19 protein-coding genes and 2 pseudogenes are annotated in these 21,663 nt (G+C 62.6%); 4 read left to right on the forward strand and 17 right to left on the reverse strand.

Translation table 11 applies throughout. The features are described 5' to 3' along the window. Positions 1–241, forward strand: a pseudogene (locus tag Q8K05_RS13130) (hypothetical protein); the annotation flags it as partial. An 18-nt stretch (positions 242–259) separates the two neighbouring features. Continuing rightward, complete coding sequence (locus Q8K05_RS13135; RefSeq protein ID WP_305247051.1) at positions 260–808, forward strand: hypothetical protein; 549 nt, start codon at positions 260–262, stop codon at positions 806–808. Between the two features lie 297 nt (positions 809–1,105). On the opposite strand, the gene Q8K05_RS13140 is transcribed toward Q8K05_RS13135, so the two are convergent. The 9 genes from Q8K05_RS13140 to Q8K05_RS13180 form a co-directional block, all read right to left on the reverse strand. Next, positions 1,106–1,798 carry a TIGR02466 family protein gene (locus Q8K05_RS13140; RefSeq protein ID WP_305247052.1) on the reverse strand — a complete coding sequence of 231 codons (693 nt, stop codon included), beginning with the start codon at positions 1,796–1,798 and terminating at the stop codon, positions 1,106–1,108. Continuing rightward, positions 1,795–2,478 (reverse strand): nucleotidyltransferase family protein, encoded by a 684-nt coding sequence (locus tag Q8K05_RS13145; protein WP_305247053.1) that lies wholly within the window; start codon positions 2,476–2,478, stop codon positions 1,795–1,797. The genes Q8K05_RS13140 and Q8K05_RS13145 overlap by 4 nt, the downstream gene beginning before the upstream one ends. A gap of 53 nt (positions 2,479–2,531) precedes the next feature. Continuing rightward, positions 2,532–3,701 carry a VWA domain-containing protein gene (locus Q8K05_RS13150; protein ID WP_305247055.1) on the reverse strand — a complete coding sequence of 390 codons (1,170 nt, stop codon included), beginning with the start codon at positions 3,699–3,701 and terminating at the stop codon, positions 2,532–2,534. 17 nt (positions 3,702–3,718) lie between these two features. Beyond that, complete coding sequence (locus tag Q8K05_RS13155) at positions 3,719–4,645, reverse strand: MoxR family ATPase (protein WP_305247056.1); 927 nt, start codon at positions 4,643–4,645, stop codon at positions 3,719–3,721. 14 nt (positions 4,646–4,659) lie between these two features. Beyond that, the gene (locus Q8K05_RS13160) at positions 4,660–5,256 is read right to left on the reverse strand and encodes a CoxG family protein (protein ID WP_305247058.1); all 597 of its coding nucleotides are present in this window, start codon (positions 5,254–5,256) and stop codon (positions 4,660–4,662) included. Between the two features lie 72 nt (positions 5,257–5,328). Beyond that, positions 5,329–7,731 carry an aerobic carbon-monoxide dehydrogenase large subunit gene (locus tag Q8K05_RS13165; protein ID WP_305247060.1) on the reverse strand — a complete coding sequence of 801 codons (2,403 nt, stop codon included), beginning with the start codon at positions 7,729–7,731 and terminating at the stop codon, positions 5,329–5,331. 28 nt (positions 7,732–7,759) lie between these two features. Further along, positions 7,760–8,248, reverse strand: coding sequence for a (2Fe-2S)-binding protein (locus tag Q8K05_RS13170; protein ID WP_305247061.1), 489 nt, complete (start codon positions 8,246–8,248; stop codon positions 7,760–7,762). Between the two features lie 25 nt (positions 8,249–8,273). Then, positions 8,274–9,137 carry a xanthine dehydrogenase family protein subunit M gene (locus Q8K05_RS13175; RefSeq protein WP_305247062.1) on the reverse strand — a complete coding sequence of 288 codons (864 nt, stop codon included), beginning with the start codon at positions 9,135–9,137 and terminating at the stop codon, positions 8,274–8,276. A 172-nt stretch (positions 9,138–9,309) separates the two neighbouring features. Further along, positions 9,310–9,990: a LytTR family DNA-binding domain-containing protein gene (locus Q8K05_RS13180; protein WP_305247063.1), complete on the reverse strand. Its 681-nt coding sequence runs from the start codon at positions 9,988–9,990 to the stop codon at positions 9,310–9,312. Positions 9,991–10,377: 387 nt separating this feature from the next. Here Q8K05_RS13180 and Q8K05_RS13185 point away from each other — a divergent pair, with 387 nt between their 5' ends. Both Q8K05_RS13185 and Q8K05_RS13190 read left to right on the forward strand, forming a co-directional pair. Further along, positions 10,378–11,061 carry a hypothetical protein gene (locus Q8K05_RS13185; RefSeq protein WP_305247064.1) on the forward strand — a complete coding sequence of 228 codons (684 nt, stop codon included), beginning with the start codon at positions 10,378–10,380 and terminating at the stop codon, positions 11,059–11,061. A gap of 59 nt (positions 11,062–11,120) precedes the next feature. Next, positions 11,121–12,149 (forward strand): XdhC family protein, encoded by a 1,029-nt coding sequence (locus Q8K05_RS13190; protein WP_305247065.1) that lies wholly within the window; start codon positions 11,121–11,123, stop codon positions 12,147–12,149. Positions 12,150–12,203: 54 nt separating this feature from the next. Here Q8K05_RS13190 and clpB read toward each other — a convergent pair whose 3' ends face one another. The 8 genes and pseudogenes from clpB to Q8K05_RS13230 form a co-directional block, all read right to left on the reverse strand. Further along, a complete protein-coding gene (gene clpB, locus Q8K05_RS13195; RefSeq protein WP_305247066.1) occupies positions 12,204–14,804 on the reverse strand; it encodes an ATP-dependent chaperone ClpB in 2,601 nt (866 codons plus the stop codon). A gap of 140 nt (positions 14,805–14,944) precedes the next feature. Next, on the reverse strand, positions 14,945–15,418 hold the full coding sequence (locus Q8K05_RS13200; protein ID WP_305247067.1) for a molybdenum cofactor biosynthesis protein MoaE: 474 nt from the start codon (positions 15,416–15,418) through the stop codon (positions 14,945–14,947). A gap of 1 nt (position 15,419) precedes the next feature. Continuing rightward, a complete protein-coding gene (locus tag Q8K05_RS13205; RefSeq protein WP_305247068.1) occupies positions 15,420–15,671 on the reverse strand; it encodes a MoaD/ThiS family protein in 252 nt (83 codons plus the stop codon). A gap of 25 nt (positions 15,672–15,696) precedes the next feature. Then, positions 15,697–16,980, reverse strand: a complete 1,284-nt coding sequence (gene glp, locus Q8K05_RS13210; RefSeq protein WP_305247069.1) for a gephyrin-like molybdotransferase Glp — start codon at positions 16,978–16,980, stop codon at positions 15,697–15,699. A gap of 52 nt (positions 16,981–17,032) precedes the next feature. Further along, positions 17,033–17,581: pseudogene (mobB, locus tag Q8K05_RS13215) on the reverse strand (molybdopterin-guanine dinucleotide biosynthesis protein B); the annotation flags it as partial. Between the two features lie 72 nt (positions 17,582–17,653). Further along, positions 17,654–19,069, reverse strand: a complete 1,416-nt coding sequence (thrC, locus tag Q8K05_RS13220) for a threonine synthase (RefSeq protein ID WP_305247070.1) — start codon at positions 19,067–19,069, stop codon at positions 17,654–17,656. Beyond that, positions 19,069–20,391 (reverse strand): homoserine dehydrogenase, encoded by a 1,323-nt coding sequence (locus Q8K05_RS13225; protein WP_305247071.1) that lies wholly within the window; start codon positions 20,389–20,391, stop codon positions 19,069–19,071. Before Q8K05_RS13225 ends, thrC begins: the two co-directional genes overlap by 1 nt. Before the next feature lie 51 nt (positions 20,392–20,442). Beyond that, positions 20,443–21,663 (reverse strand): pyridoxal phosphate-dependent aminotransferase (locus Q8K05_RS13230; RefSeq protein ID WP_370868850.1); only part of this gene is annotated, 1,221 nt, incomplete at its 5' end.

Here is a 21,663-nt window from a genome sequence, read left to right on the forward strand (position 1 = left end):
GGAAGTCGCGGGCCGGTTCGTCGATGGCATCACGGGTAGCTACAGCTACTCGTTGCCTGTCGACGCCCCGCGAGTGGCGCCCTATGTGGCGGCACCGAACTTGCTGGTGTTTGCTCCCGACACGGCTGCGGCGGGCAAATACACACTCAATGCAAGCTTGACCGGATTTGCGGACAAGACGGTAACGCTCGCCGCGTTGACGTCCGCTCCCGCGATCACGACCAACATCACGTTCCCCTAAGCCATCAAGAGGTCAAGCATGAAACCCACTTCAGTCAAAACAGGCCGTGCCCTCGGGCTCCTTGTTGCAGGTCTGCTGGCCACCGCTGGGGTCATGGCCGAAAAGCCGGAGTGGGCGGGCGGCGGCAAGCCCGAGCAGAGCGACAAACAAGCTCGGCCGGTCCAGCCCACGCAAGGGAAGGCGCAAGGCCGTCCCAACCAGGCACCGGATGCTCGTAACCGAAACGCTTCGAAAGGTGCGCCGGTCCAGGTGGGTGGGTATTTTGGCGATACCCAGCGCACGGCGGTGCGCAACTACTACAGCGAGCAATTCCGCGTTGGCCGGTGCCCGCCCGGGCTGGCCAAGAAAAACAATGGTTGCATGCCGCCGGGGCAGGCCCGCAAGTGGGCCATAGGCCAGCCTTTGCCGCGTGATGTCATTTATTACAGTGTGCCGCCTGCCCTGATCTTGCAACTGGGCGTACCGCCGGCCGGCCACCGCTACGTGCGTGTAGCCTCTGACATTCTGCTCATTACCATTGGCACTGGAATGGTGATCGACGCGTTGCAGGATCTGAACCGCATGTAGTCCAACCCTAGCGCCGTGCGGTGCCCGAGAACGGCCGCACGGCGGTATTTTTTTGTCGGCGCTACGGCTGAACCTGGGGGTTGTCCCGGAACCACCGGCAGCCAGGCCGTCCACCCTGCGCCACCACACTGCCAAATCAGGCCAACGCCCTTATCGGTCATGCGCAAGAAGCTATCAAATAAATAGCATTTATTGCCAACGATTTGTTGGATGCCTTGAGCTGCCACACCTCCCCCCGAAACTGAACACCCCCGGTGCGCGAAGGAAGAGGTACTGAGGTGCGTTCTGCTCGAAACATCAAGCCCCTGCGTAGCGGAACAATTGGTCGCCGCCGGGCGCACGGATTTGGGCATTGAAGGACACGATGATGCGGTCGCGCTCGCCCGCGTAGGGCATGGCCTTGTGCGGCAGGAAGGCAGGAAACAGCACCAGATCGCCTTCATTCGGCGAAACGTCGAGCGTGGCCTGCTGCAAAAAGGCGTTGCCCATGTCGATGTGGGCGCCGCCGAGCAAGGGAAACATCGGGCTGTAAAAGCGTGTGGCGCCGTTGAGCGCGCCCAGTTCGGGGTGGGCCTGGCGCTGTGCGGGCGGGTCGATCTGCACGTAGTACACGCCTGACCACGAACAGTTGCCATGGGTGTGGATGTCATGAAAGGCGGCGCCGTTCTGGATCTGGAACCAGACACCCGTCAGTTCAAGCTGCAGGCCGTGCCGCCCGGGTGGCCAGACACCTGCATTGGCCTGCTGGGCGGTGGTCTGCAATGATGCGGCGATGAACTGCAACAAGGCGTGGAACTCAGGCAGGTCAATGCGCCGCAGCAGGTCATCGGCGCTGGCGTAAAAGCGGCCGCCTGGCGCCTGCGGATCGGTCGCGCGCATCGTCAGAAACACCCGCGCCAGCACTTCGTTGATTTCGGCGGCACGCTCGAACCGGTGCACGGCCAGCGGCACCGGCCAGTGCTGCTGCAAGGCGGCGGAGGTTGCGCTCACGCAGCGCCCTCGTCGGTAGAGGCATCGGGCAATTCGAGCCGCCAGCCGGTGCGCTGGGCGAGCTGCTCCACGTCCTGAAGGGTGTCCAGGTCGGTGATGAAGCGGGTGTTGCTGGTTTCATGCACATGCACCAGTTCGGGCTGGCGCTCGATCAGGTGGCGGCAGCCCAGGTTGGTGTCGCTGGCCAGAATCTGGCTGCGGGCCACGTCGTCCAGCACAATGGGGTTGCCGCGCTGCCCGCCCACCACCGGCACCACGACGTTGCCGGTGGGGCGCTTTTTAAAGGCCGAGATCAGCTCGGTCAGGTCGCCGGAGCCGATCAGCGGCTGGTCGGCCAGCACCACAAACACCGCGTCAAAATGGCCGCTGAGGGCCGCCAGCCCCACGCGTACCGAGCCTTGCTGGCCTTCGCGGTAGGCCGGGTTGTGAGCCAGCGTAACCGGAAAAGCCTGCACCTGGGCTTCGATGGCTTCGCGGGCATGGCCGGTGACGACCACGACCTCGTCCACACCGGCGCCGCTGAGCGCAATCAGCTGGCGGTTGATCAGCGGCACGCCCTGGAGCCGGATCAGCGGCTTGGCGACGCCGCCCATGCGCGCGCCCTCGCCGGCCGCCAGCAGCACGGCGCCCACACGCAGGCGGGCGTACAGCCCGCCGCCCTGTTTAAGTAAGCATCCCATCGTGGTGATTCCTGGTAGGTAAAAAGGGCAAAAACATCAACTACATCAGAAGCTCAAGCCAGCAGTTCGGGCAGGCGCATGAGACTGGCCAGGTTGTGCGCAGGCATGAAGCGCGACACATAGGGCGCAGCCAGCCGCATGGCTTCAGACTGCGGCAGCTGAACCGTGGGGTGCAGCCAGCAGACGCGCGCACCCCGGGCCCGCACCTGCGCCAGCACCTCGGCCAGGGCCTGCGGCTCGTCGGTGTCAAAGCCGTCGCTGAACACCATGAACAAATCACCCCGAGACAAACTGCGCGCCAAGTGCAGGTGCAGCGCCTCGTGCAGGCAGGTGGCAATGCGGGTGCCGCCGCCAAAGCCAAAGGTAACGGCATTGACTTTTTCCTGCACCCGCTCGCTGCGCCGCTTCATGAGCGGCGTGACATCGGCCAGACGGGTATGAAACACAAAGACGCGGGCATCCATGACTTCGACAAAAGCACGGCTCAGGTGCAGAAAAAACTGCGCATGCGCCTCCATGGAGCGGCTCACGTCGACCAGTACCACCACGCGCGGCGGGCGACGCTGGCGGCGCACGAAGTGCAGCTTGACCAGCTCGCCGCCGGTGGCCAGTGCCGCCCGCAGCGAGCGGCGCAGGTGAATCGGGCCGCTGTCGGGGTGATGCCGCCAACGGCGCAGCAGCTGGGTGCGCAAGCGGCGCTTGAGCGCTTCCACCAGGGGTTCAAAACGTTCGATGTCGCCGGGCAGCCAGTCGGCAAAGTCGCGCTGGTCCAGCGGTTCGGTGCGGCTCGCCCCGCCTTGGGCACGCTGGGGTGAGTCGCTGGCTTCCACATCGCCGGCGCCTGGCTGCTGGGCCATGCCCACGGTGGGCTGGGTAGCCCCGGGCGGGGTGTTGCCCCTGTTATCCATGCTGCTATGCATTTGCTGCACCAGTTCGGGCAGCGAGCGGCCGCGCTGCGTTAAACCCGAGCTGCGCGTGGAGGCTCTGACCTTGTGGGGGAACCAGAACGCCTGGTGCAGTTCCGGGTATTTAAGCCACTGCTTGTGGCTGCCTGCGGCAATACCGCGCCACAGCGCTTCAATGCGGGGCCACTGCGCCAGCGGCAGCTCGGCAGCGGCGCGGGCCATCAGTTCCAGCTCGGTGTAGCCCAGCGAAAACCCATGCTCGCGCAGGTAGTGCAAAAATTCGCCCAGACGTTCCCGGGGGTCGGTGGCAACGGGCATGGGCATCAGCGCCGGCCTCACTTCATGGCGCCGGCCACACCCACGTCCTGCGCAATGCGCGGGCCGTCAATCAGCTTGGCGACGCGCTCCACCGTGACCTGCCAGCGGTCGTTGCGGGTCTTTAGCAGGGCGGCCAGCGTGGGCACCAGCGCCTGCGGGTCTTCAGGCAACTCGCCGTGGCCCAACTTGAACAGCACGCGTACCCAGTCCAGTGTTTCGGCCACGCCGGGGGTTTTGTCGAGGTCTTCACGGCGCAGGCGCTGGACAAACGCGACGGCTTGCTCCACCAGCCGGGTCGCGGCCTCGGGCACCAGGGTACGGACAATCTGGATTTCGCGCCCGAGCGACGGGAAATCAAGGTAATGAAACAGGCAGCGCCGGCGCAGCGCGTCGGACAAGTCACGCGTGCCGTTGCTGGTCAAAATGACCAGCGGTTTGCTGCGCGCGGTGAGCGTGCCCAGTTCAGGCACCGTGACCTGGTATTCGGACAGCATTTCCAGCAAAAACGCCTCGAAGGCATCGTCGGCGCGGTCAATTTCGTCGATCAGCAGCACGCAGGGCTGGGGCGAACGAATCGCCTGCAACAGGGGACGCTCGAGCAAAAATGCTTCAGAAAACAGGTTCTCGCGCAGCCGGCTGCTGTCGCCCTGGCCCGCTTCAGCCAGCCGGATTTCCAGCAACTGGCGGCTGTAGTTCCACTCGTACACAGCCTGGCTCAGGTCCAGGCCTTCGTAGCACTGCAGCCGGAGCAGCGGCCGGCCCAGCGCACGCGCGCAGGCGCCGGCAATGGCCGTTTTGCCGACGCCGGCAGCGCCTTCAAGCAGCAGCGGGCGCTCCAGCGCCAGCCCCATCCAGACCAGGCTGGCGAGGTCTTCGTCGGCAATATAGCCGGCCTTGAACAGGCGCTCGCGCAGGCCGTCGGGGGTGCTCAAGGGTTGCGTCATGGGCCGGCGTCGCGTCAGGTCTGGCGGCCAAACAAACGCGCAAAGAAGTTGCGAATCAGCATCCACACAATAGCCAAGCCATTGAGTTCCTTGGCCACCACGGGCGCAGCAGGAGCAGCGCCTGGCGCCGCCTCCCCGGCAGGGGCAGCGGCGCCCTGAACAACTTGCGCTTTTTGCGAGAATGTTTCGGCGAACTGGGCCAGGATCATGTCGGACACGGAAGTCATCATGCGCCCGCCAAACTGGGCAAACTTGCCATTGACGATCACCTCGGCATGGCCTTGCAGCGTGCTGTTGCCGTTGTCGGTTGGCACGAGTTTGGCGGTCAACTCCATCGAGGCCGAGGAGCCGCCTTTGTCAGCCCCCTTGCCGATCATTTTGAGTGTGCGCGCGACCGGGTCCAGCGACAGAACCTCAATGGTGCCGGCAAAGGCGGCCACGGCGGGCCCGACCTTGACCCGGACGCTGCCCTTGAAGTGGGTCGCATCGATTTCTTCAGTGATCTGCGCGCCGGCCATGCAGGTCGCCAGTTCAGGAATGTTGGACAGCACGGCCCACGCGGCATCGACACCGGATGCGACAGGATATTGTTTATCGAGCGTGACTTGCATGAATTCTTTCTAAAAGCGAGAGGGCGGATACACCTTGGTGCACCCGCCCCGCTGGGAAACACGATCAGCGGATCAGCGGGTAAGGCCAGATTTTTTCAGTTGCTGCCACACGCGGAACGCGGTATGGGGCATGTCAAAGTGAGTCACACCCAGGTGCGCAAAGGCGTCCACCATGGCACTCGTGAAGGTCGGGATGCTGCCGACGTGCGGCGACTCGGCCACGCCCTTGGCGCCCAGCGGGTGGTGCGGCGAAGGCGTCACGGTGTAGTCGGTTTCCCACTTGGGGGTTTCCACGGCGGTGGGCAAAAAGTAGTCCATCAGCGAATTGCCCTGGATGTTGCCTTGCGCATCAAAAGACAGCAGTTGCCCCATGGCGACCGCAAAGCCTTCGGTCAGGCCACCGTGAATCTGGCCCTCAATGATCATCGGGTTGATGCGGGTGCCGCAATCGTCGAGCGCATAGAAGCGGCGTATCTTGGTCTCGCCCGTGCCCTTGTCGATGTCCACCACGCACAGGTAAACGCCAAACGGAAAGGTGAAGTTGGGCGGGTCGTAGTAATGCACCGCCTCCAAGCCGGGCTCCAGGCCTTCGGGCGGCTGGTTGTAGGCGGCCCAGGCAATGTCCTTCATGGTCTTGAACTTGGCGTCGTCGCCGCGCAGCTTGAAGCGGTCGATTTCCCACTCCAGATCGGCTTCACTGACTTCCATCAGGTGGGCCGCGATCTTTTTGGCCTTTGCATGGATCTTGCGGGCCGCCATGGCAATGGCCGCACCGGCCACCGGCGTGGAACGCGAGCCGTAGGTGCCCAGGCCATAGGGCGCGGTGTGGGTGTCGCCCTCCTCGACCTGAATCACCTCGGACGAAATACCGAGTTCGGTGGCAATGATCTGGGCATACGTCGTCTGGTGGCCCTGGCCCTGCGAAATGGTGCCCATGCGGGCAATAGCGCTGCCGGTGGGGTGCACGCGAATCTCGCACGAGTCAAACATGCCGACGCCCAGAATGTCGCAAATCTTGCTCGGGCCGGCGCCCACCACCTCGGTAAAGCTGACCAGGCCGATGCCCATGAGCGTCGGGCAATCGGGGTCGGCGCGCTTGGCGGCTTGCTCGGCGCGCAAGCCCTTGTAGTCAACCGCCTGCAGCACCTTGTCGAGCGCGGTCTGGTAGTCGCCCGAGTCGTATTCAAACCCGAAGGCGGAGGTGTAGGGGAACTGTTCGCGCTTGATGAAGTTCTTGGCGCGGATCTCGGCCTTGTCCATGCCCAGCTTTTGCGCCAGCACGTCGACCATGCGCTCGACCAGGTAGACCGCCTCAGTCACGCGAAACGAGCAGCGGTAGGCCACGCCGCCGGGCGCCTTATTGGTGTAGACGCCATCGACGCGGCAATACGCGTTGGCAATGTCGTAGCTGCCGGAGCAGATGTGGAACATGCCGGCCGGGAACTTGGTCGGGTCGGCGCAGGCGTCAAACGCGCCGTGGTCGGCAATCACATTGGTGCGCAGCGCCAGGATCTTGCCGTCGGCCGTGGCGGCCAGCTCGCCCGTCATATGGTAGTCGCGGGCAAAGGCCGTGCTGGAGAGGTTCTCTATGCGGTTTTCGATCCACTTGACGGGCCGCCCCAGCACGATGGACGCCACGATGGCGCAGACATAACCGGGGTAGATGCCGACCTTGTTGCCAAAGCCGCCGCCGATGTCGGGCGAGATGATGCGCACCTTGGACTCCGGAATACCCGAGAGCATGGACACCACGGTGCGCACCACATGCGGCGCCTGGCTGGTGATCCAGGTGGTCAACTCGCCCCGAACCGGGTCGAACGAGGCCACGGCGCCGCAGGTTTCGAGCGGGCACGGATGCACGCGCGGGTAGTGCATGTCCTGCTTGACCGTGACGGGCGCGCTGGCAAAGGCCGCGTCGGTCGCCTCCTTGTTGCCCGCGTCCCAGGTAAAGATGTGGTTGTGGTGGTATCGCTTGCCGTGCGCGCCTTCGGTCTTGCCGGCCAGGTCTTCCCGAATCACGGGCGCGCCTTCCTTGAGGGCCTCGAACGGGCTCACCACCACGGGCAGTTCCTCGTATTCGACTTCCACCGCCTCCACGCCGTCGGCGGCGGCGTAGCGGTCATCGGCAATCACCACGGCCACTTCCTGCATTTGAAAGTGAACTTTTTCGTCGGCCAGCACGGCAGCCACGTCGCCTGCGAGCGTGGGCATCCAGTGCAGCTTGAGCGGTTTGAGGTCTTCCGCCGTCAGCACCGCCACCACGCCCGGGATCTTGAGCGCTTCTTCCTTGTTGATGCGCAGGATACGGGCGTGCGCCAGCGGCGAGCGAACAATCGCCATGTGCAGCATGCCGGGCAGCTTGATGTCGTCGACATAGTTGCCCTTGCCCTGGATGAAGCGGGCATCTTCCTTGCGCAGGCGGGACTCGCCCATGCCCATCAGCGCTTTTTCGCGGTCACTCATTGGTGCGTTCATGTGTGTCTCCTTGGTGGATGGCCGCGTTTTACGCAGACACCTTGTCTTGTTGCAGGGTCCGGGCGGCGTGGAGCACGGCCTTGACGATGTTCTGGTAGCCCGTGCAGCGGCACAGGTTGCCCGACATGCCGACGCGAACCTCCTCCTCGGTGGGGTCCGGGTTTTCTTGCAGCAAGCGGGAGGCGCGCATCAGCATGCCGGGGGTGCAAAAGCCGCACTGCAGGCCGTGTTCCTTGTAAAAGCCTTCCTGCACCGCGTGCAGGACACCGGCCTGGGCCAGGCCTTCCACGGTGTTGACCTCGCTGCCTTCGCACTGCACGGCCAGGTGGGTGCAACTCTTGATGGACTGGCCGTCCACGTCCACGGTGCAGGCGCCGCAGTGGCTGGTCTCGCAGCCAATGTGCGCGCCCGTGAGGTTCATTTTTTCCCGCAGGAAATGAATCAGCAGCGTGCGCGGCTCCACCAACTCCTCCACTTTGCGACCGTTCAGGGTCATGGACACGATTTGCTTGGTCATGGGTTTGTCTCCTGTTGTTCTTGGTTCAGTGGCAGCGTGCGGCAGCGGCGCGGACGGCGCGCTGGGTCATTTCGGCGGCCATCGCGGTCTTGTAGTCGGCGTCGCCGCGCAGGTCTTCCGCAGGGTCGCACACGGCGCGCACGGCCTCGCCCACCGCCGCCAGCGTGGCGTCGTTCACGGGCTGGCCGACCAGCGCGGCTTCTGCAGCACGGGCACGCAGTGCCGTAGGCGCCACGTTGGTCAAGCCAATCCGGGCTTCGGTGACCACGCCGCCGCTCATGCGCATCACCACGGCAGCGCCGGCCGTGGCCCAGTCGCCGGTCTTGCGTTTGAGCTTTTGGTAGGCGTAGCCGGTGCCCGATTCAAACGGTTTGACCAAAATAGCCGTCAGGATTTCGTTCTCGGCCAGTTCGGTCATGTAGGTGCCGTGAAAGAAATCGACCGCCAAAACGCGCCGTTCACCGCCGGGGCCCTGCAACACGAACGTCGCTTCCAGCGCCATGGCAATCGCAGGGTGGTCGTTACCAGGATCGCCGTGGGCAATGTCGCCGCCAATGGTGCCGCGGTTGCGCACCTGCGGGTCTGCAATCAGCTGGGCCGCTTCGGGCAGCAGGGGCACACGGCCCTGCAGAAGGGGGGAAACAATCAGCTCGCTTTCGGTCGTCATGGCGCCGATGCGGATCAGGCCGCCTTCTTCACGGATGCCGCGCAATTCGGGAATGCGGTTAATGTCGATCAACGCGCCCGGTTGCGCAAAACGCAGCTTCATCATGGGTAGCAGGCTGTGGCCGCCGGCCAGCAGCTTGGCGTCGTCGCCCAGGCTGGACAACAGGGAAATTGCCTCGCCCACAGAGCGGGGGGCGTGGTACGCAAACGCGGGTGGAATCATTTTGTCTCCTTGTATGGTTTTGGGACCTTCAGGAAACTGACTCTAGCGTCAGCTAAATCGGCTGGGGTGGCAAAGCAATCAATGGTCGCTCACACCGCACGAATGGCAACAGGATTGCACGAACGAAAAACCGGAACCTCCAGACCGCTTGCCAGCCGCGCCGATCAGCGGCTCAGACCTTGACGGGCACAGCGTCCACCAAGCCCAGCCGCTCCATCAGGCGCGGGGCGCTGGCGCGCGACACCGGGATTTCCACGGGGATGGAGCCCATCATGCGCAGCGTCATGCGGCCGTCATCACGCACAATTTCCTCGACATGCGACAAATTGACGATATAGCTGCGGTGAACGCGCAGAAACAGCTGCGGATCCAACCGGTTCTCGATGTCCCCAATATTGAGATTGCAGAACTGGCTGCCCTGCCCGGTATGGACCCAGGTGTAATGCCCCTCGGAGCGAATGAACGACACGCTGGGCACATCGACCAGCAGCACCCGGTTCTGCTTGACGGTCGGGATCTTGAGCAACTGGCGCTTTTCACCTGCCTCGCGGCTGCCGCGCGCCACACTGCTGTCCACTTCCTGGCTAACCACTTCGGTGATGTCGTAAAAAACCAGGGTGTAGCCGGTAGTTGCCCCTTGGGCATCGCCGACCTTGGACACCTTGATGAGCAGCATGCGGTCGGGGGTGCTGATCATCATGGCCATGGGAGGCGGGTTATTGACCGGGCATTCTGCATGCCCCAGCAAGAACTTGACCTTGGCCGCAGCGGCTTCGGGATGAAACGAGGTCACCAGCTTGCCAAATGGCAGCTTTTCTTCCACCGGCAGACTTCTTCGCGCGAAATCGTTCATGCCGATGACGTACAGCTCACGGTCAAGATGAACTACTCCGACGTCAAAACGCTCTAAAAGATAGAGCCAGGAATTTGGAGATGAAGGGGGCGCAGCGCTGAATGGACAAGTTTTCATTGGAACTCCCTGTTGTTCTTGAACGCCCCCAAGACCGGGGAAGTATTTTCGTGACCCAAAACGGACGCTCATGCATGCCTGGCGCGCTTCGTTCACGCGCCCGGCAAAAAACGGGGACAAGGACTAGAGTTTGTGCACTTGCTTTGTTTTTGAAAATGCTGATGCGGCCGCATTTTTTATGCTAGTTTAAATATTGATAGCGTCACGCCCGCTTCGCCATGGGGTTTACCCGGAATTAGCGCCTTAATTTTTCCTGCTTGGAGGATGAATATGAACACCCCGCCGCACTGGCTGCTTCGCAGCTTCGGTTCCGCCACGCTGACACCGGCCGTGCTCGTTTTACTGGTGGGAATCACGTTGTACGCGCTGCGTCAGCCCGGCGCCCTGATGGCAGGTGGACAACTCACCGTCATGGTGGTCACGCTCGCCATCGTCGCCTTGGGATGCGCCGCCCTGACGTGGGTGCGGCCCCAGCGCGCCGGATTGTCCCCGCCCCACATCATGCTGTCCCTGGGGTTTGGCGGCATGCTGCTGGGACTGCTGTACGACAACGTTCATCTGGGCCCGGCCCGCCTGAATGACCTGTGCGCCCAATCTGCCGCGCTCGGTTTTTTTGACAGCTTCAGGCTGCATATGGAATTTCTGCCGGGCATGCACATGGGCATGCTGGCGGGCGGCCTGCTGGCCATTCCGAGCTTGCGCCTGCTCCGGACGCACTGCGGACGCTACCTCTGCTCGCTGTTTGCGCAGAACCTGATGTGCTCGGCGTGGATGCTGATGGGCATGACCGCAGGCGCACTGTGGTTTTCGCGCTGGACGCTGACATCTGGCGAGAACGCGCTGTCAGGCATGCTGGGCGGCATGTTCATGGGCATGACCTGGGGCATGGTGCTGAGCGTTGCGCTTTATCGCGGATTTTTTGCCTGGCGTGACAGCCACGCCAGAACGCCATGAAACGCCCTGAAATCTACCTGCTTCCGGTTTTCTCCACTCGCTGAAAAGGATCAAACCCCATGGACAGTACCGATCTTGTTGTTCTCCGGAAAAGTGTGGCGTGGTTGCAGGCGGGCCATCGCCTTGCCCTTGCCACGGTGGTGCAGACCTGGGGCTCTGCTCCCCGGCCGCTGGGTTCCTGGCTGGTGATCCGCGAAGATGGGCAGGTCATCGGCTCGATTTCAGGCGGCTGTCTGGAAGACGACCTGATACGCCGTGTGCGCAGCGACATACTCACACAGACAAAGCCCCAGGTGGTGACCTACGGCGTGACCAAAGACGAGGCGGCCCGCTTTGGCCTGCCCTGCGGCGGAACCGTCCGGATTGTGGTGGAACCGCAGCCCGATCTGGCGCTGCTGCAAGCCCTGTTGCAGCGGATTCTGAACAAGCGCCTGACCGTGCGGGAACTGGACCTGCAAAACGGGACGTCGGTCTTGCGTGACGCGAGCCGTGCTGACGTGGTGAGTTTCGATGGACAGGTCATGCGCACCGTCTATGGGCCGCGCTGGCGGCTGGTGGTGGTCGGTGCCGGGCAGCTGTCGCAGTATGTATGCCAGTTTGCGCTGGCCGCAGACTACGAAGTGGTGGTGGTTGACCCGCGCGAGGAGTTTATGGAGGGGCTTGAGATGGCCGGTGTGGACTTCCGGCGCGGCATGCCCGATGACGTGATCCTTGAAATCGGCGTCGATAACCACACGGCGGTGCTGGCCCTCACGCACGACCCCAAGCTCGACGACATGGCCCTCCTGGAGGCCCTGAAGTCATCGGCGTTTTATGTAGGCGCACTTGGCAGCCGAACCAGCACGGCAAAACGCCGCGAACGCCTGGCGCTGTTCGACCTCAGCGCCGAGGAAATTGACCGGCTTTACGGGCCGGTTGGCCTGTTCATTGGTGCCGACACTCCCCCCGAAATGGCGCTGTCGATTCTGGCGGAGGTCACGGCGGCCAAGCACCGGGTGCCCATCCTGCAAAAGCGTCAAATCGCTTCCGCAGAACTCAGCACCCGCCACGAAGTCATCGAAACGCTGTCCGCGCCAACCGGACTTTAACAAAAACGACCTGGATTCACCCGGCCAGCTTGGCTGCCTTGACCGGGTGAAAGCTCAATGCGCCTGCTGCCCGAAGCTGAAGACGCCCGGCGAGCGGATCGGGTCCACATCGACCGGAATGACGCTCTTGGGCGGGTACAGGCCTTCGAGCAGCAGCTTGGACAGGGGGTTTTCAATCCGCTGCTGGATCGCGCGCTTGAGCGGCCGCGCCCCATACACCGGATCAAACCCGACCTTGGCCAGCTCGCCAATGGCGGCTTCCGACACCTCCAGCGTGAGGTCCATCTTCTGCAAACGCTCCTGCAACACCTTGAGCTGAATGCGGGCAATCGCTTCGATGTTTTTGGCATCGAGCGCATGAAACACCACGGTTTCGTCGATCCGGTTCAAAAACTCGGGACGGAAGTAGTTCTTCAGCTCGTCCGTCACCGCCTCCTTGATCTCTTCGGCCGGCCGGCCCACCATGCTCTGAATAATCGGTGAGCCGATGTTGCTGGTCATCACGATCACGGTGTTTTTGAAGTCCACCGTGCGCCCCTGGCCATCGGTCAGGCGGCCATCGTCCAGCACCTGCAGCAGCACGTTGAACACGTCCGGGTGGGCTTTTTCGACCTCATCGAGCAAGAGCACGCTGTAGGGCTTGCGGCGCACAGCTTCGGTCAGATGGCCGCCTTCTTCATAACCGACATAGCCCGGAGGCGCGCCAATCAGGCGGGCCACCGAATGCTTTTCCATGAATTCGCTCATGTCGACCCGGATCAGGTGGTCTTCGCTGTCGAACAGGAAGCCCGCCAGCGCTTTGCACACTTCGGTTTTACCGACGCCCGTGGGGCCCAGAAACAGGAAGGAGCCGGTCGGCCGGTTCGGGTCGCTCAGGCCGGAACGCGAGCGGCGGATGGCGTTGGCCACCGCGCCAATCGCTTCGTCCTGCCCCACCACGCGTTCGTGCAGCTTGTCCTCCATGACCAGCAACTTGTCGCGCTCGCCCTGCATCAGTTTGCTGACCGGAATGCCGGTGGCGCGCGCCACGACTTCGGCGATTTCTTCAGCGCCAACCTGGGTACGCAGCAGCGTGGGTGCGCTGGTCGCGCCTTTTTTGGATTCAACGTCTTGGGCCGCACTCAGGCGCTTTTCAAGCTCGGGCAGCTTGCCGTACTGCAATTCGGCCACCTTGTTGAAGTCGCCTTTACGGGTGAATTCTTCAATCTGGAAGCGGATGCGGTCAATTTCTTCCATGACGTCTTTGGAACCCAGCGCCTGGGCCTTTTCAGCCTGCCAGATTTCGTCAAGGTCAGAGATTTCCTTTTGCAGCTTGACGATCTCTTCCTCAATCAGGCCAAAGCGCTTTTGCGACGCTTCGTCTTTTTCGCGCCGCACGGCTTCGCGCTCGATTTGCAACTGGATCAGGCGGCGGTCCAGCCTGTCCATCACCTCGGGCTTGGAATCCCGCTCGATGCTGATCTTGCTGGCCGCTTCGTCGATCAGGTCAATGGCCTTGTCGGGCAAAAACCGGTCGGTGATGTAGCGGTGAGAAAGCTCGGCCGCCGCGACAATCGCCGGATCGGTGATCTGCACGCCGTGGTGCAGCTCGTACTTTTCTTTCAGCCCGCGCAGGATGGCAATGGTGGCTTCGACCGACGGCTCGCCGACCAGGATTTTCTGGAACCGGCGCTCCAGCGCGGCGTCTTTTTCAATGTATTTGCGGTATTCGTCCAGCGTGGTGGCGCCCACGCAGTGCAGTTCACCACGCGCCAGCGCAGGTTTGAGCATGTTGCCTGCGTCCATCGCGCCCTCGGCCTTGCCGGCGCCGACCATGGTGTGCAACTCGTCAATAAAGACGATGGTCTGGCCTTCGTCCTGGGCCAGCTCCTTGAGCACGGTTTTCAGGCGCTCTTCAAACTCGCCGCGAAACTTGGCGCCGGCCAGCAAGGCCGCCATGTCAAGCGACAACACGCGTTTGCCTTTGAGTGAATCGGGCACCTCGCCCGCCACGATGCGCTGGGCCAGTCCTTCGACGATGGCGGTCTTGCCGACGCCGGGCTCGCCGATCAGAACCGGGTTGTTTTTGGTGCGGCGCTGCAGCACCTGAATGGCGCGGCGAATTTCATCGTCGCGACCAATCACCGGGTCGAGCTTGCCGAGGCGGGCGCGCTCGGTCAGGTCCATGCAGTATTTCTTCAAGGCCTCGCGCTGGCCTTCCGCGTCAGCGCTGTTGACGTTCTGGCCACCGCGCACGGCGTCAATCGCCGCTTCCAGCGCCTTGCGGGTCAGTCCGTTTTCTTTCGCAATGCGGCCCACGTCGCTCTTGCTGTCGGTCAGGGCCAGCAGAAACAACTCGCCGGCGATGAACTGGTCGTTGCGCTTGATGGATTCTTTTTCGGTCGCCTGCAGCAGCTTGGCCAATTCCTGGCCGACTGTGATCTGGTCCTGACCCTGGACCTGCGGGAGCTTTTTAACGGCGGCATCGGCCGCCTGCATCAAGCCGTTGACGTTGACGCCAGCCCGCTCCAGCAGCGCGCGCGGTCCGTCGTCCTGGCGCAGCATCGCGGCCAGCAGATGGGCGGGCTCGATGTAACCGTTGTCGTTGGCCAAGGCCAGCGACTGGGCGTCGCTCAGAGCTTCCTGGAATTTGGTGGTCAGTTTGTCTTGCCGCATGTAGTCACTCCGGGTGAAACTCTAAAAAGGTGGATCCCTTTGGATCTTGGGCCTTTTCTGCGACTTTGCAAGGCGCGCCAAGGGGGCGCGCCAACTTGAATCAGGCAAACTTGATGAAAATCAAACTTGTGCGTTGCCGCTCAAGCATTGCTGATGCTGATGCCCCACTTGGCCAGCGCCGCGTCGTCGCTGACGCGCGCATCGACCCAGCGCGCGCCTTCGGGTGTCTGCTCTTTTTTCCAGAACGGTGCCTGGGTCTTGAGGTAGTCCATCAAAAACTCGCAGGCCTGGAAGCTTTCGCCCCGGTGCGCGGACGTCACGGCCACCATCACCACCTGGTCCAGCGGCTGCAACAGGCCGACACGGTGAACCACGCGGGCGGCAAAAATATCAAAGCGCGCGCAAGCCTCGTCAATCATCCCCTCGATGGACTTTTCGGTCATGCCGGGGTAGTGCTCAAGTTCCATGCTGCTGACGCTCAGGCCATCATTGCGGTCACGCACGGTACCCACAAAGCTGCAAACGGCACCTACGCGCTTGTCGTTTTTGCGCAGCGCGTCAAGCTCTGCACCCAGATCAAAATCCTCGGTCTGAATCGATACACGGGGGCTCATGTCAGCCTCCGGTGACAGGCGGGAAAAAAGCCACTTCGCAGCCGTCGGTCAGCGCAGCCGACTCGTCGCTCATGACCTGGTTGAGCGCCATGCGAACGGACTTGCCGCGCGCCAGGCTGGCCGCGTGCGCGGGGCTGGCGGCCAGCAGTTCATCGCGCAGGTCCGACAGATTGAGCGCCCCGGTTTCACGCACTTCACTGCCCTGCCCCATGGCTTCGCGGACGGAGGCAAAGTATTTGATGGTGACTTTCATGCGCCAAGCTTTCAATAAACAGGTTTCACGACAAAAGGGCCGAAAACGGAATGAACTGGACCGTGTCGCCATGCGCAATGGTTTGGCCGGGTGGGTTGTCCACCAGGCCGTCGGCCCACACCGCAGAGGTCAGCACGCCGGAGCTCTGGTTGCAAAACAGCGCGAGCCCGCCCGCAGCGTCACGCTGAACGCGCAGAAATTCACGTCGTTTATCGGCTCTGGGCCAATCAAAATGGGCGGTAGCCGCCATGGATTCAGGCGCAACGTCGGTCACGCCCTGCAGCCTGAGCAAAAAGGGCCGGACCAGCAGCAAAAAGGTCACGAAGCTGGACACCGGGTTGCCTGGCAAGCCAATGAAATGGGCCGCGCCGACCTGGCCATAGGCAAACGGTTTGCCGGGCTTGATGGCGATTTGCCACAGGTTCAGTTCGCCCAGCGCCTGCACGGCGGGCTTGATGTGGTCCTCTTCACCGACCGACACGCCGCCGCTGGTCAGAATCAGGTCGTGCTGCTGGCTGGCGCCCTGCAGCGCAGCCATCGTCGCATCGAGCCGGTCGGGCACGATGCCGAGGTCGGTCACTTGGCAACCCAGGCGCTGCAGCAGGGCCTTCAAGAAGAACCGGTTGGAGTTGTAAATGGCGCCGGGTTTCATGTCGGCGGGCGCTACATCGCCGGGCATGACCAGTTCGTCGCCGGTGGAAAGCAAGGCCACGCGGGGCCGTGGGGCCACGGGCAGCTGGCTAAAACCGATGCTGGCCGCCAGCCCGAGGGAGGCCGGGCTCAGTCGTTCGCCGCGCTGCAGCACCACGGCGCCGGAGGCCACATCTTCACCGCGGCGGCGAATCCACTGACCTGGCTTGGGCGGCGCCTGTATGCGAATGCCGGGATACGGCTGGTCGCCAGCGGCCACGGTGTCGCAGTCTTCCTGCATCACCACGGCATCGGCGCCTGAGGGAATCGGCGCGCCCGTGAAGATCCGCGCGGCTGAGGCCGGTGCGAGTTCCTGCCCGCTGCTGCCGGCCGGGATGCGCTGGTGGACCTGCAGCACAGTCTGGGCGCCGGACCAGTCCGCACAGCGCACGGCGTAGCCGTCCATGGAGCTGTTGTCGTGCGCGGGCACATCAAGGCCGGACACCAGATCCTGGGCCAGCACGCGGCCATCGGCCTCAAAGGTGGAAACCCGTTCAACACCCGGCAGGGGCGTCGCGCAGGCCAGCAGCTCGGCCAAGGCCACGTCAAGCGGCTTGAGCGGTGCACGTGCAGGCGATGCCGTGGCGGGGATGGATGGATTTGCAGGCGCAGGGCTCATGGCGAAGTGTCCGGAATTGGCGTAGAAACTGGCGTGAGCAAGCGGTGGTGGGTCAACGATCTTCAAACGAATAGTGAAACCGGTCCTGATTGTTGACCAGGTAATCGGCCACGGCGTCGGCGTTGTTCAAATCCAGCACCGGGCGCATGGTGGGCTCAGGCAACTGGCCGGGTGCGTCGGTCGCAATGGCCACGATGAAATCGTCGTGCATGTAGCGAGCCGGCTTGCCGACGTAGCTGGCCGAGGGGGCACGCCAGACTTCAATCTTGAGCAGATCGCTGTCCTTGAAGCCTTCGACCAACACCCAATCGACACCACCGTAAAGCTCGGCAATCAGGTGGTGAACCGTCAGTTCGGCAGGCTGCTCAAACTCACGCATCAATGCGAGCCGGTTTTGCGACGCCACGACCACTTCAAAAGCGCCGGCCTCTCGGTGCCGGTAGGTGTCTTTGCCGGGTTGGTCAATGTCAAAACGGTGGTGGGCGTGCTTGACGACTGACACGCGCAGGCCGCGCAGTTTGAGGGCAGGGATCAACTGCTCCACCAGCGTGGTTTTACCCGAACCCGAGTACCCGGCAAATCCAACCACCTTCATGAATCCGCCTTTTGCGCGCCATTGCCGCTATCAATTAAATAGCTACAAATACCCGCAGCGTATAGGCTACAGCCTGATTTAATGAACATTTTCAACAATGTAGAGCTTGATCACGGCGACGTCGGCAGGCACGACCTTGACCCGCTTGGGCAGTGCTTCGATGCCTTCGAAGCGGACGGGACGGTCCGGCGACTGGCCCAGCGCTTCCTCGATGGTGGCGGCAAACTTGATGGGCAAGGCGGTTTCGAGCACGATCATCGGAACGCCCGGCTGCACCTGCTCGCGCGCCACTTTCACGCCATCGGCGGTGTGGGTGTCGATCATGGTGCCAAAGCGCTTGTAGGTATCGCGAATGGTGGCCAGCCGGTCGGCGTGCGTGCTCTTGCCGCTCACAAAGCCGTAGCGCTGCGCGGCCGACTGGAAGGCCGGGTCGGCGCTCAGGTCAAAACTGCCCTGGCTGGCCAACTGGTCATGAAACAGCGCTTTGACTCTGGCGCCATCGCGGCCCAGCAGGTCAAACACAAAACGCTCGAAATTCGAGGCTTTGGAAAGGTCCATCGACGGGCTGGAGGTTTCGTGCGTGTCGGCACTTCCGCGCACGCGGAAAACGCCGGTACGGAAAAACTCGTCGAGCACATCGTTTTCGTTGGTGGCAACCACCAGCTTGTCAATCGGCAGCCCCATGCTGCGCGCCACATGGCCGGCGCAGACGTTGCCGAAATTGCCAGAAGGCACGGCGAAGCTGACCTTCTGGCTGTTCGATGTGGTCGCCTGGAAGTAGCCGGCAAAGTAGTAAACGACTTGGGCCATCAGGCGCGCCCAGTTGATCGAATTGACGGTGCCAATCTTGTACTGGCGCTTGAATTCGAGGTCGTTGGACACGGCTTTGACGATGTCCTGGCAGTCGTCAAACACGCCTTCAACGGCGATGTTGTGGATGTTTTCGTCCTGCAGGCTGAACATTTGCGCCTGCTGGAACGGGCTCATGCGGCCGTTGGGGGATAGCATGAAAACGCGCACGCCCTTTTTGCCGCGCATGGCGTATTCGGCGGCGCTGCCGGTGTCGCCGCTGGTGGCGCCCAAAATATTGAGCTCTTCGCCGCGGCGGGCCAGCTCGTACTCGAACAGGTTGCCCAGCAACTGCATGGCCATGTCCTTGAACGCCAGCGTCGGTCCATTGGACAGGGCTTCAAGGTACAAACCGCTTTCAAGCGGGCGAAGCGGCACGATTTCCTTCGTACCGAACACTTGCTCGGTGTAGGTCTTCGTGCAAATAGCCTTCAGGTCTGCGGCAGGAATATCGTCGATATACAGCGACAGCACTTCAAACGCCAGATCGGTATAACTTAGGCCGCGCCACTTCGTGAGCATGGCGTCGCCAACCTGCGGATAGTGCTCTGGCAGGTACAAGCCGCCATCGGGCGCCAGGCCTTCGAGCAGAATTTCGCAAAACTGTTTGCGGTCCGGGTGGCCGCGCGTGGAGAGGTAACGCATCACGCCAGTTCCTCCTTGCGGATGCGCGTGATGGGCGCCAGCACGGTGGGCAGCGCCTGCATTTGCGCCAGCGCCTCGTTCATCTTTGCTTCCACGCAGTCATGGGTCAGGATGATGAGGTCGGTTTGCGTGGCCCCTTCGCCGCCGACTTCGTCGGCCTCGCGCTGCAGCACGGCGTCGATGCTAATGCCCATCGAGGCCAGAATGCCGGTGACCTTGGCCAGCACACCGGCTTCGTCGGCCACGTTCAGGCGCAGGTAGTAGCTGGTCACCACCTCGGACATCGGCACGATGGGCAGGTTGCTCATGGCATCGGGCTGGAAAGCCAGGTGCGGCACGCGGTGCTCGGGGTCAGCCGTGTGCAGGCGGGCGATGTCGACCAGGTCGGCAATTACCGCGCTGGCGGTCGGCTCGCTGCCGGCACCCTTGCCGTAGTAGAGCGTGGTGCCGACGGCGTCGCCCTGCACCACCACCGCATTCATCGCGCCTTCGACGTTGGCGATCAGGCGCTTGGCCGGCACCAGGCTGGGGTGCACGCGCAGCTCGATGCCGTTTGCGGCGCGCTTGGTGATGCCCAGCAGCTTGATGCGGTAGCCGAGTTGCTCGGCGTAGCGAATGTCTTGCGCCGCCAGATGGGTGATGCCCTCGACATAGGCCTTGTCGAACTGCACCGGGATGCCGAAGGCAATGGCCGACATCAGCGTGACCTTGTGGCCGGCGTCCACGCCCTCGATGTCGAAAGTCGGGTCTGCTTCGGCGTAGCCCAGGCGTTGCGCTTCCTTGAGCACCACGTCAAAGTCCAGGCCCTTGTCGCGCATCTCGGACAGTATGAAATTGGTGGTGCCGTTGATGATGCCGGCGATCCACTGGATGCTGTTGGCCGTCAGGCCCTCACGCAGCGCCTTGATGATGGGGATGCCCCCGGCAACCGCAGCCTCGAAGGCGACCATGACACCCTTGCGGTGCGCCGCAGCAAAAATCTCGGTGCCGTGCACGGCCAACAGCGCCTTGTTGGCGGTGACCACATGCTTGCCGGCCTCGATCGCCTCCAGCACCAGGGCCCTGGCAATGCCGTAGCCGCCAATCAGCTCGATCACGATGTCGATGTCAGGGTTGGCAATCACTTTTCGCGCATCGTCCACCACTTGCACACCCTCGCCCACCGCTGCCTTGGCACGCGCCACATCCAGGTCGGCCACCATGGTGATTTCAATGCCGCGGCCCGCGCGGCGGCGAATCTCTTCCTGATTGCGCTGCAATACGTTGAAGGTACCCGTGCCCACGGTGCCCATGCCCAGAAGGCCTACCCGGATGGGGCTCAAATTCGTTGATTTCATAGTCGCCTGGCGTCTTGTTTGTAAAAAAATCGAAAATCAAATACGGTTGTTGCGCCAGGTCTCCAGGAACTTGGCAATGCGCGCGATGGCTTCGCGCAGGTCGTTTTCATGAGGCAAAAAGACGATGCGGAAATGATCCGGCGTGGCCCAGTTGAACCCCGTGCCCTGCACCAGCATGACGCGCGTTTCCTCGAGCAACTCCAGAAAAAACTGGCGGTCGTCGGTGATGGGGTAGACCTTGGGGTCGAGCCGGGGAAACATATACAGGGCGGCGCTGGGTTTGACGCAGCTCACGCCCGGAATGGCAGTGATCAGCTCGTAAGCCAGGTCGCGCTGGCGGCGCAAACGCCCGCCCTCTCCGACCAGTTCGTTGATGCTTTGGTGCCCCCCCAGCGCGGTCTGGATCGCCCACTGGCCGGGCACGTTGGAGCACAGCCGCATGTTCGAAAGCATGTTGAGCCCCTCGATGTAGTCGCGCGCCGGCTTCTTGTCGCCCGAGACCACCATCCAGCCTGCGCGGTAACCGCAGGAGCGGTAGCTTTTGCTCAGGCTGTTGAAAGTCAGCGTCAATACGTCTTGCGACAGGCTGGCAAGGGCCGTGTGGCGCGCCCCATCGTAGAGCACCTTGTCATAGACCTCGTCGGCAAAAATCACCAAATTGTGCTCACGCGCAATATCGACAATGCCCTTGAGCAGTTCGTCGGAATACAGCGCGCCGGTCGGGTTGTTGGGGTTGATGACGACAATGCCACGTGTAAACGGCGTGATCTTGGCGCGGATATCGGCCAGGTCGGGCATCCAGCCATTGGCCTCATCGCACAGGTAATGCACGGGCGTGCCGCCCGAGAGGCTCGCGGCCGCCGTCCACAGTGGGTAGTCGGGTGCGGGCAGCAGCAACTCATCGCCGTCGTTGAGCAGCGCGTTGGTCGCCATCACGATCAACTCGCTCGCCCCATTGCCCAGGTAGATGTCGTCCAGTGTGACGCCCTTGATGCCCTGCTTCTGCGTCTCGTGCATCACCGCCTTGCGCGCCGCAAAAATACCCTTGCTGTCCGAATAACCGGCCGAGTTCGGCAGGTTGCGGATCATGTCCTGCTGGATTTCTTCAGGTGAATCAAAGCCAAACACAGCGAGGTTGCCGATGTTGAGCTTGATGATCTTTTGGCCTTCTTCCTCCATCTGCTTGGCCCGGTCCATGATAGGGCCGCGAATGTCATAGCAGACGTTGGCTAATTTGGCAGATTTGGTAATCAGTTT

This window comes from Polaromonas sp., assembly GCF_030682935.1.
In the GTDB taxonomy this organism is placed as follows: Bacteria; Pseudomonadota; Gammaproteobacteria; order Burkholderiales; family Burkholderiaceae_C; genus Polaromonas.

Excerpts from the sequence above, each read along its gene's own strand:
- Q8K05_RS13205 (WP_305247068.1), bottom strand. The coding sequence starts at position 15,671 with ATGAAAGTCACCATCAAATACTTTGCCTCCGTCCGCGAAGCCATGGGG.
- Q8K05_RS13170 (WP_305247061.1), bottom strand. The coding sequence starts at position 8,248 with ATGACCAAGCAAATCGTGTCCATGACCCTGAACGGTCGCAAAGTGGAG.
- Q8K05_RS13185 (WP_305247064.1), top strand. The coding sequence starts at position 10,378 with ATGAACACCCCGCCGCACTGGCTGCTTCGCAGCTTCGGTTCCGCCACG.
- Q8K05_RS13190 (WP_305247065.1), top strand. The coding sequence starts at position 11,121 with ATGGACAGTACCGATCTTGTTGTTCTCCGGAAAAGTGTGGCGTGGTTG.
- Q8K05_RS13175 (WP_305247062.1), bottom strand. The coding sequence starts at position 9,137 with ATGATTCCACCCGCGTTTGCGTACCACGCCCCCCGCTCTGTGGGCGAG.
- Q8K05_RS13160 (WP_305247058.1), bottom strand. The coding sequence starts at position 5,256 with ATGCAAGTCACGCTCGATAAACAATATCCTGTCGCATCCGGTGTCGAT.
- Q8K05_RS13180 (WP_305247063.1), bottom strand. The coding sequence starts at position 9,990 with ATGAACGATTTCGCGCGAAGAAGTCTGCCGGTGGAAGAAAAGCTGCCA.
- Q8K05_RS13135 (WP_305247051.1), top strand. The coding sequence starts at position 260 with ATGAAACCCACTTCAGTCAAAACAGGCCGTGCCCTCGGGCTCCTTGTT.
- Q8K05_RS13145 (WP_305247053.1), bottom strand. The coding sequence starts at position 2,478 with ATGGGATGCTTACTTAAACAGGGCGGCGGGCTGTACGCCCGCCTGCGT.
- thrC (WP_305247070.1), bottom strand. The coding sequence starts at position 19,069 with ATGCGTTACCTCTCCACGCGCGGCCACCCGGACCGCAAACAGTTTTGC.
- glp (WP_305247069.1), bottom strand. The coding sequence starts at position 16,980 with ATGAGCCCTGCGCCTGCAAATCCATCCATCCCCGCCACGGCATCGCCT.
- clpB (WP_305247066.1), bottom strand. The coding sequence starts at position 14,804 with ATGCGGCAAGACAAACTGACCACCAAATTCCAGGAAGCTCTGAGCGAC.
- Q8K05_RS13200 (WP_305247067.1), bottom strand. The coding sequence starts at position 15,418 with ATGAGCCCCCGTGTATCGATTCAGACCGAGGATTTTGATCTGGGTGCA.
- Q8K05_RS13150 (WP_305247055.1), bottom strand. The coding sequence starts at position 3,701 with ATGCCCGTTGCCACCGACCCCCGGGAACGTCTGGGCGAATTTTTGCAC.
- Q8K05_RS13155 (WP_305247056.1), bottom strand. The coding sequence starts at position 4,645 with ATGACGCAACCCTTGAGCACCCCCGACGGCCTGCGCGAGCGCCTGTTC.
- Q8K05_RS13165 (WP_305247060.1), bottom strand. The coding sequence starts at position 7,731 with ATGAACGCACCAATGAGTGACCGCGAAAAAGCGCTGATGGGCATGGGC.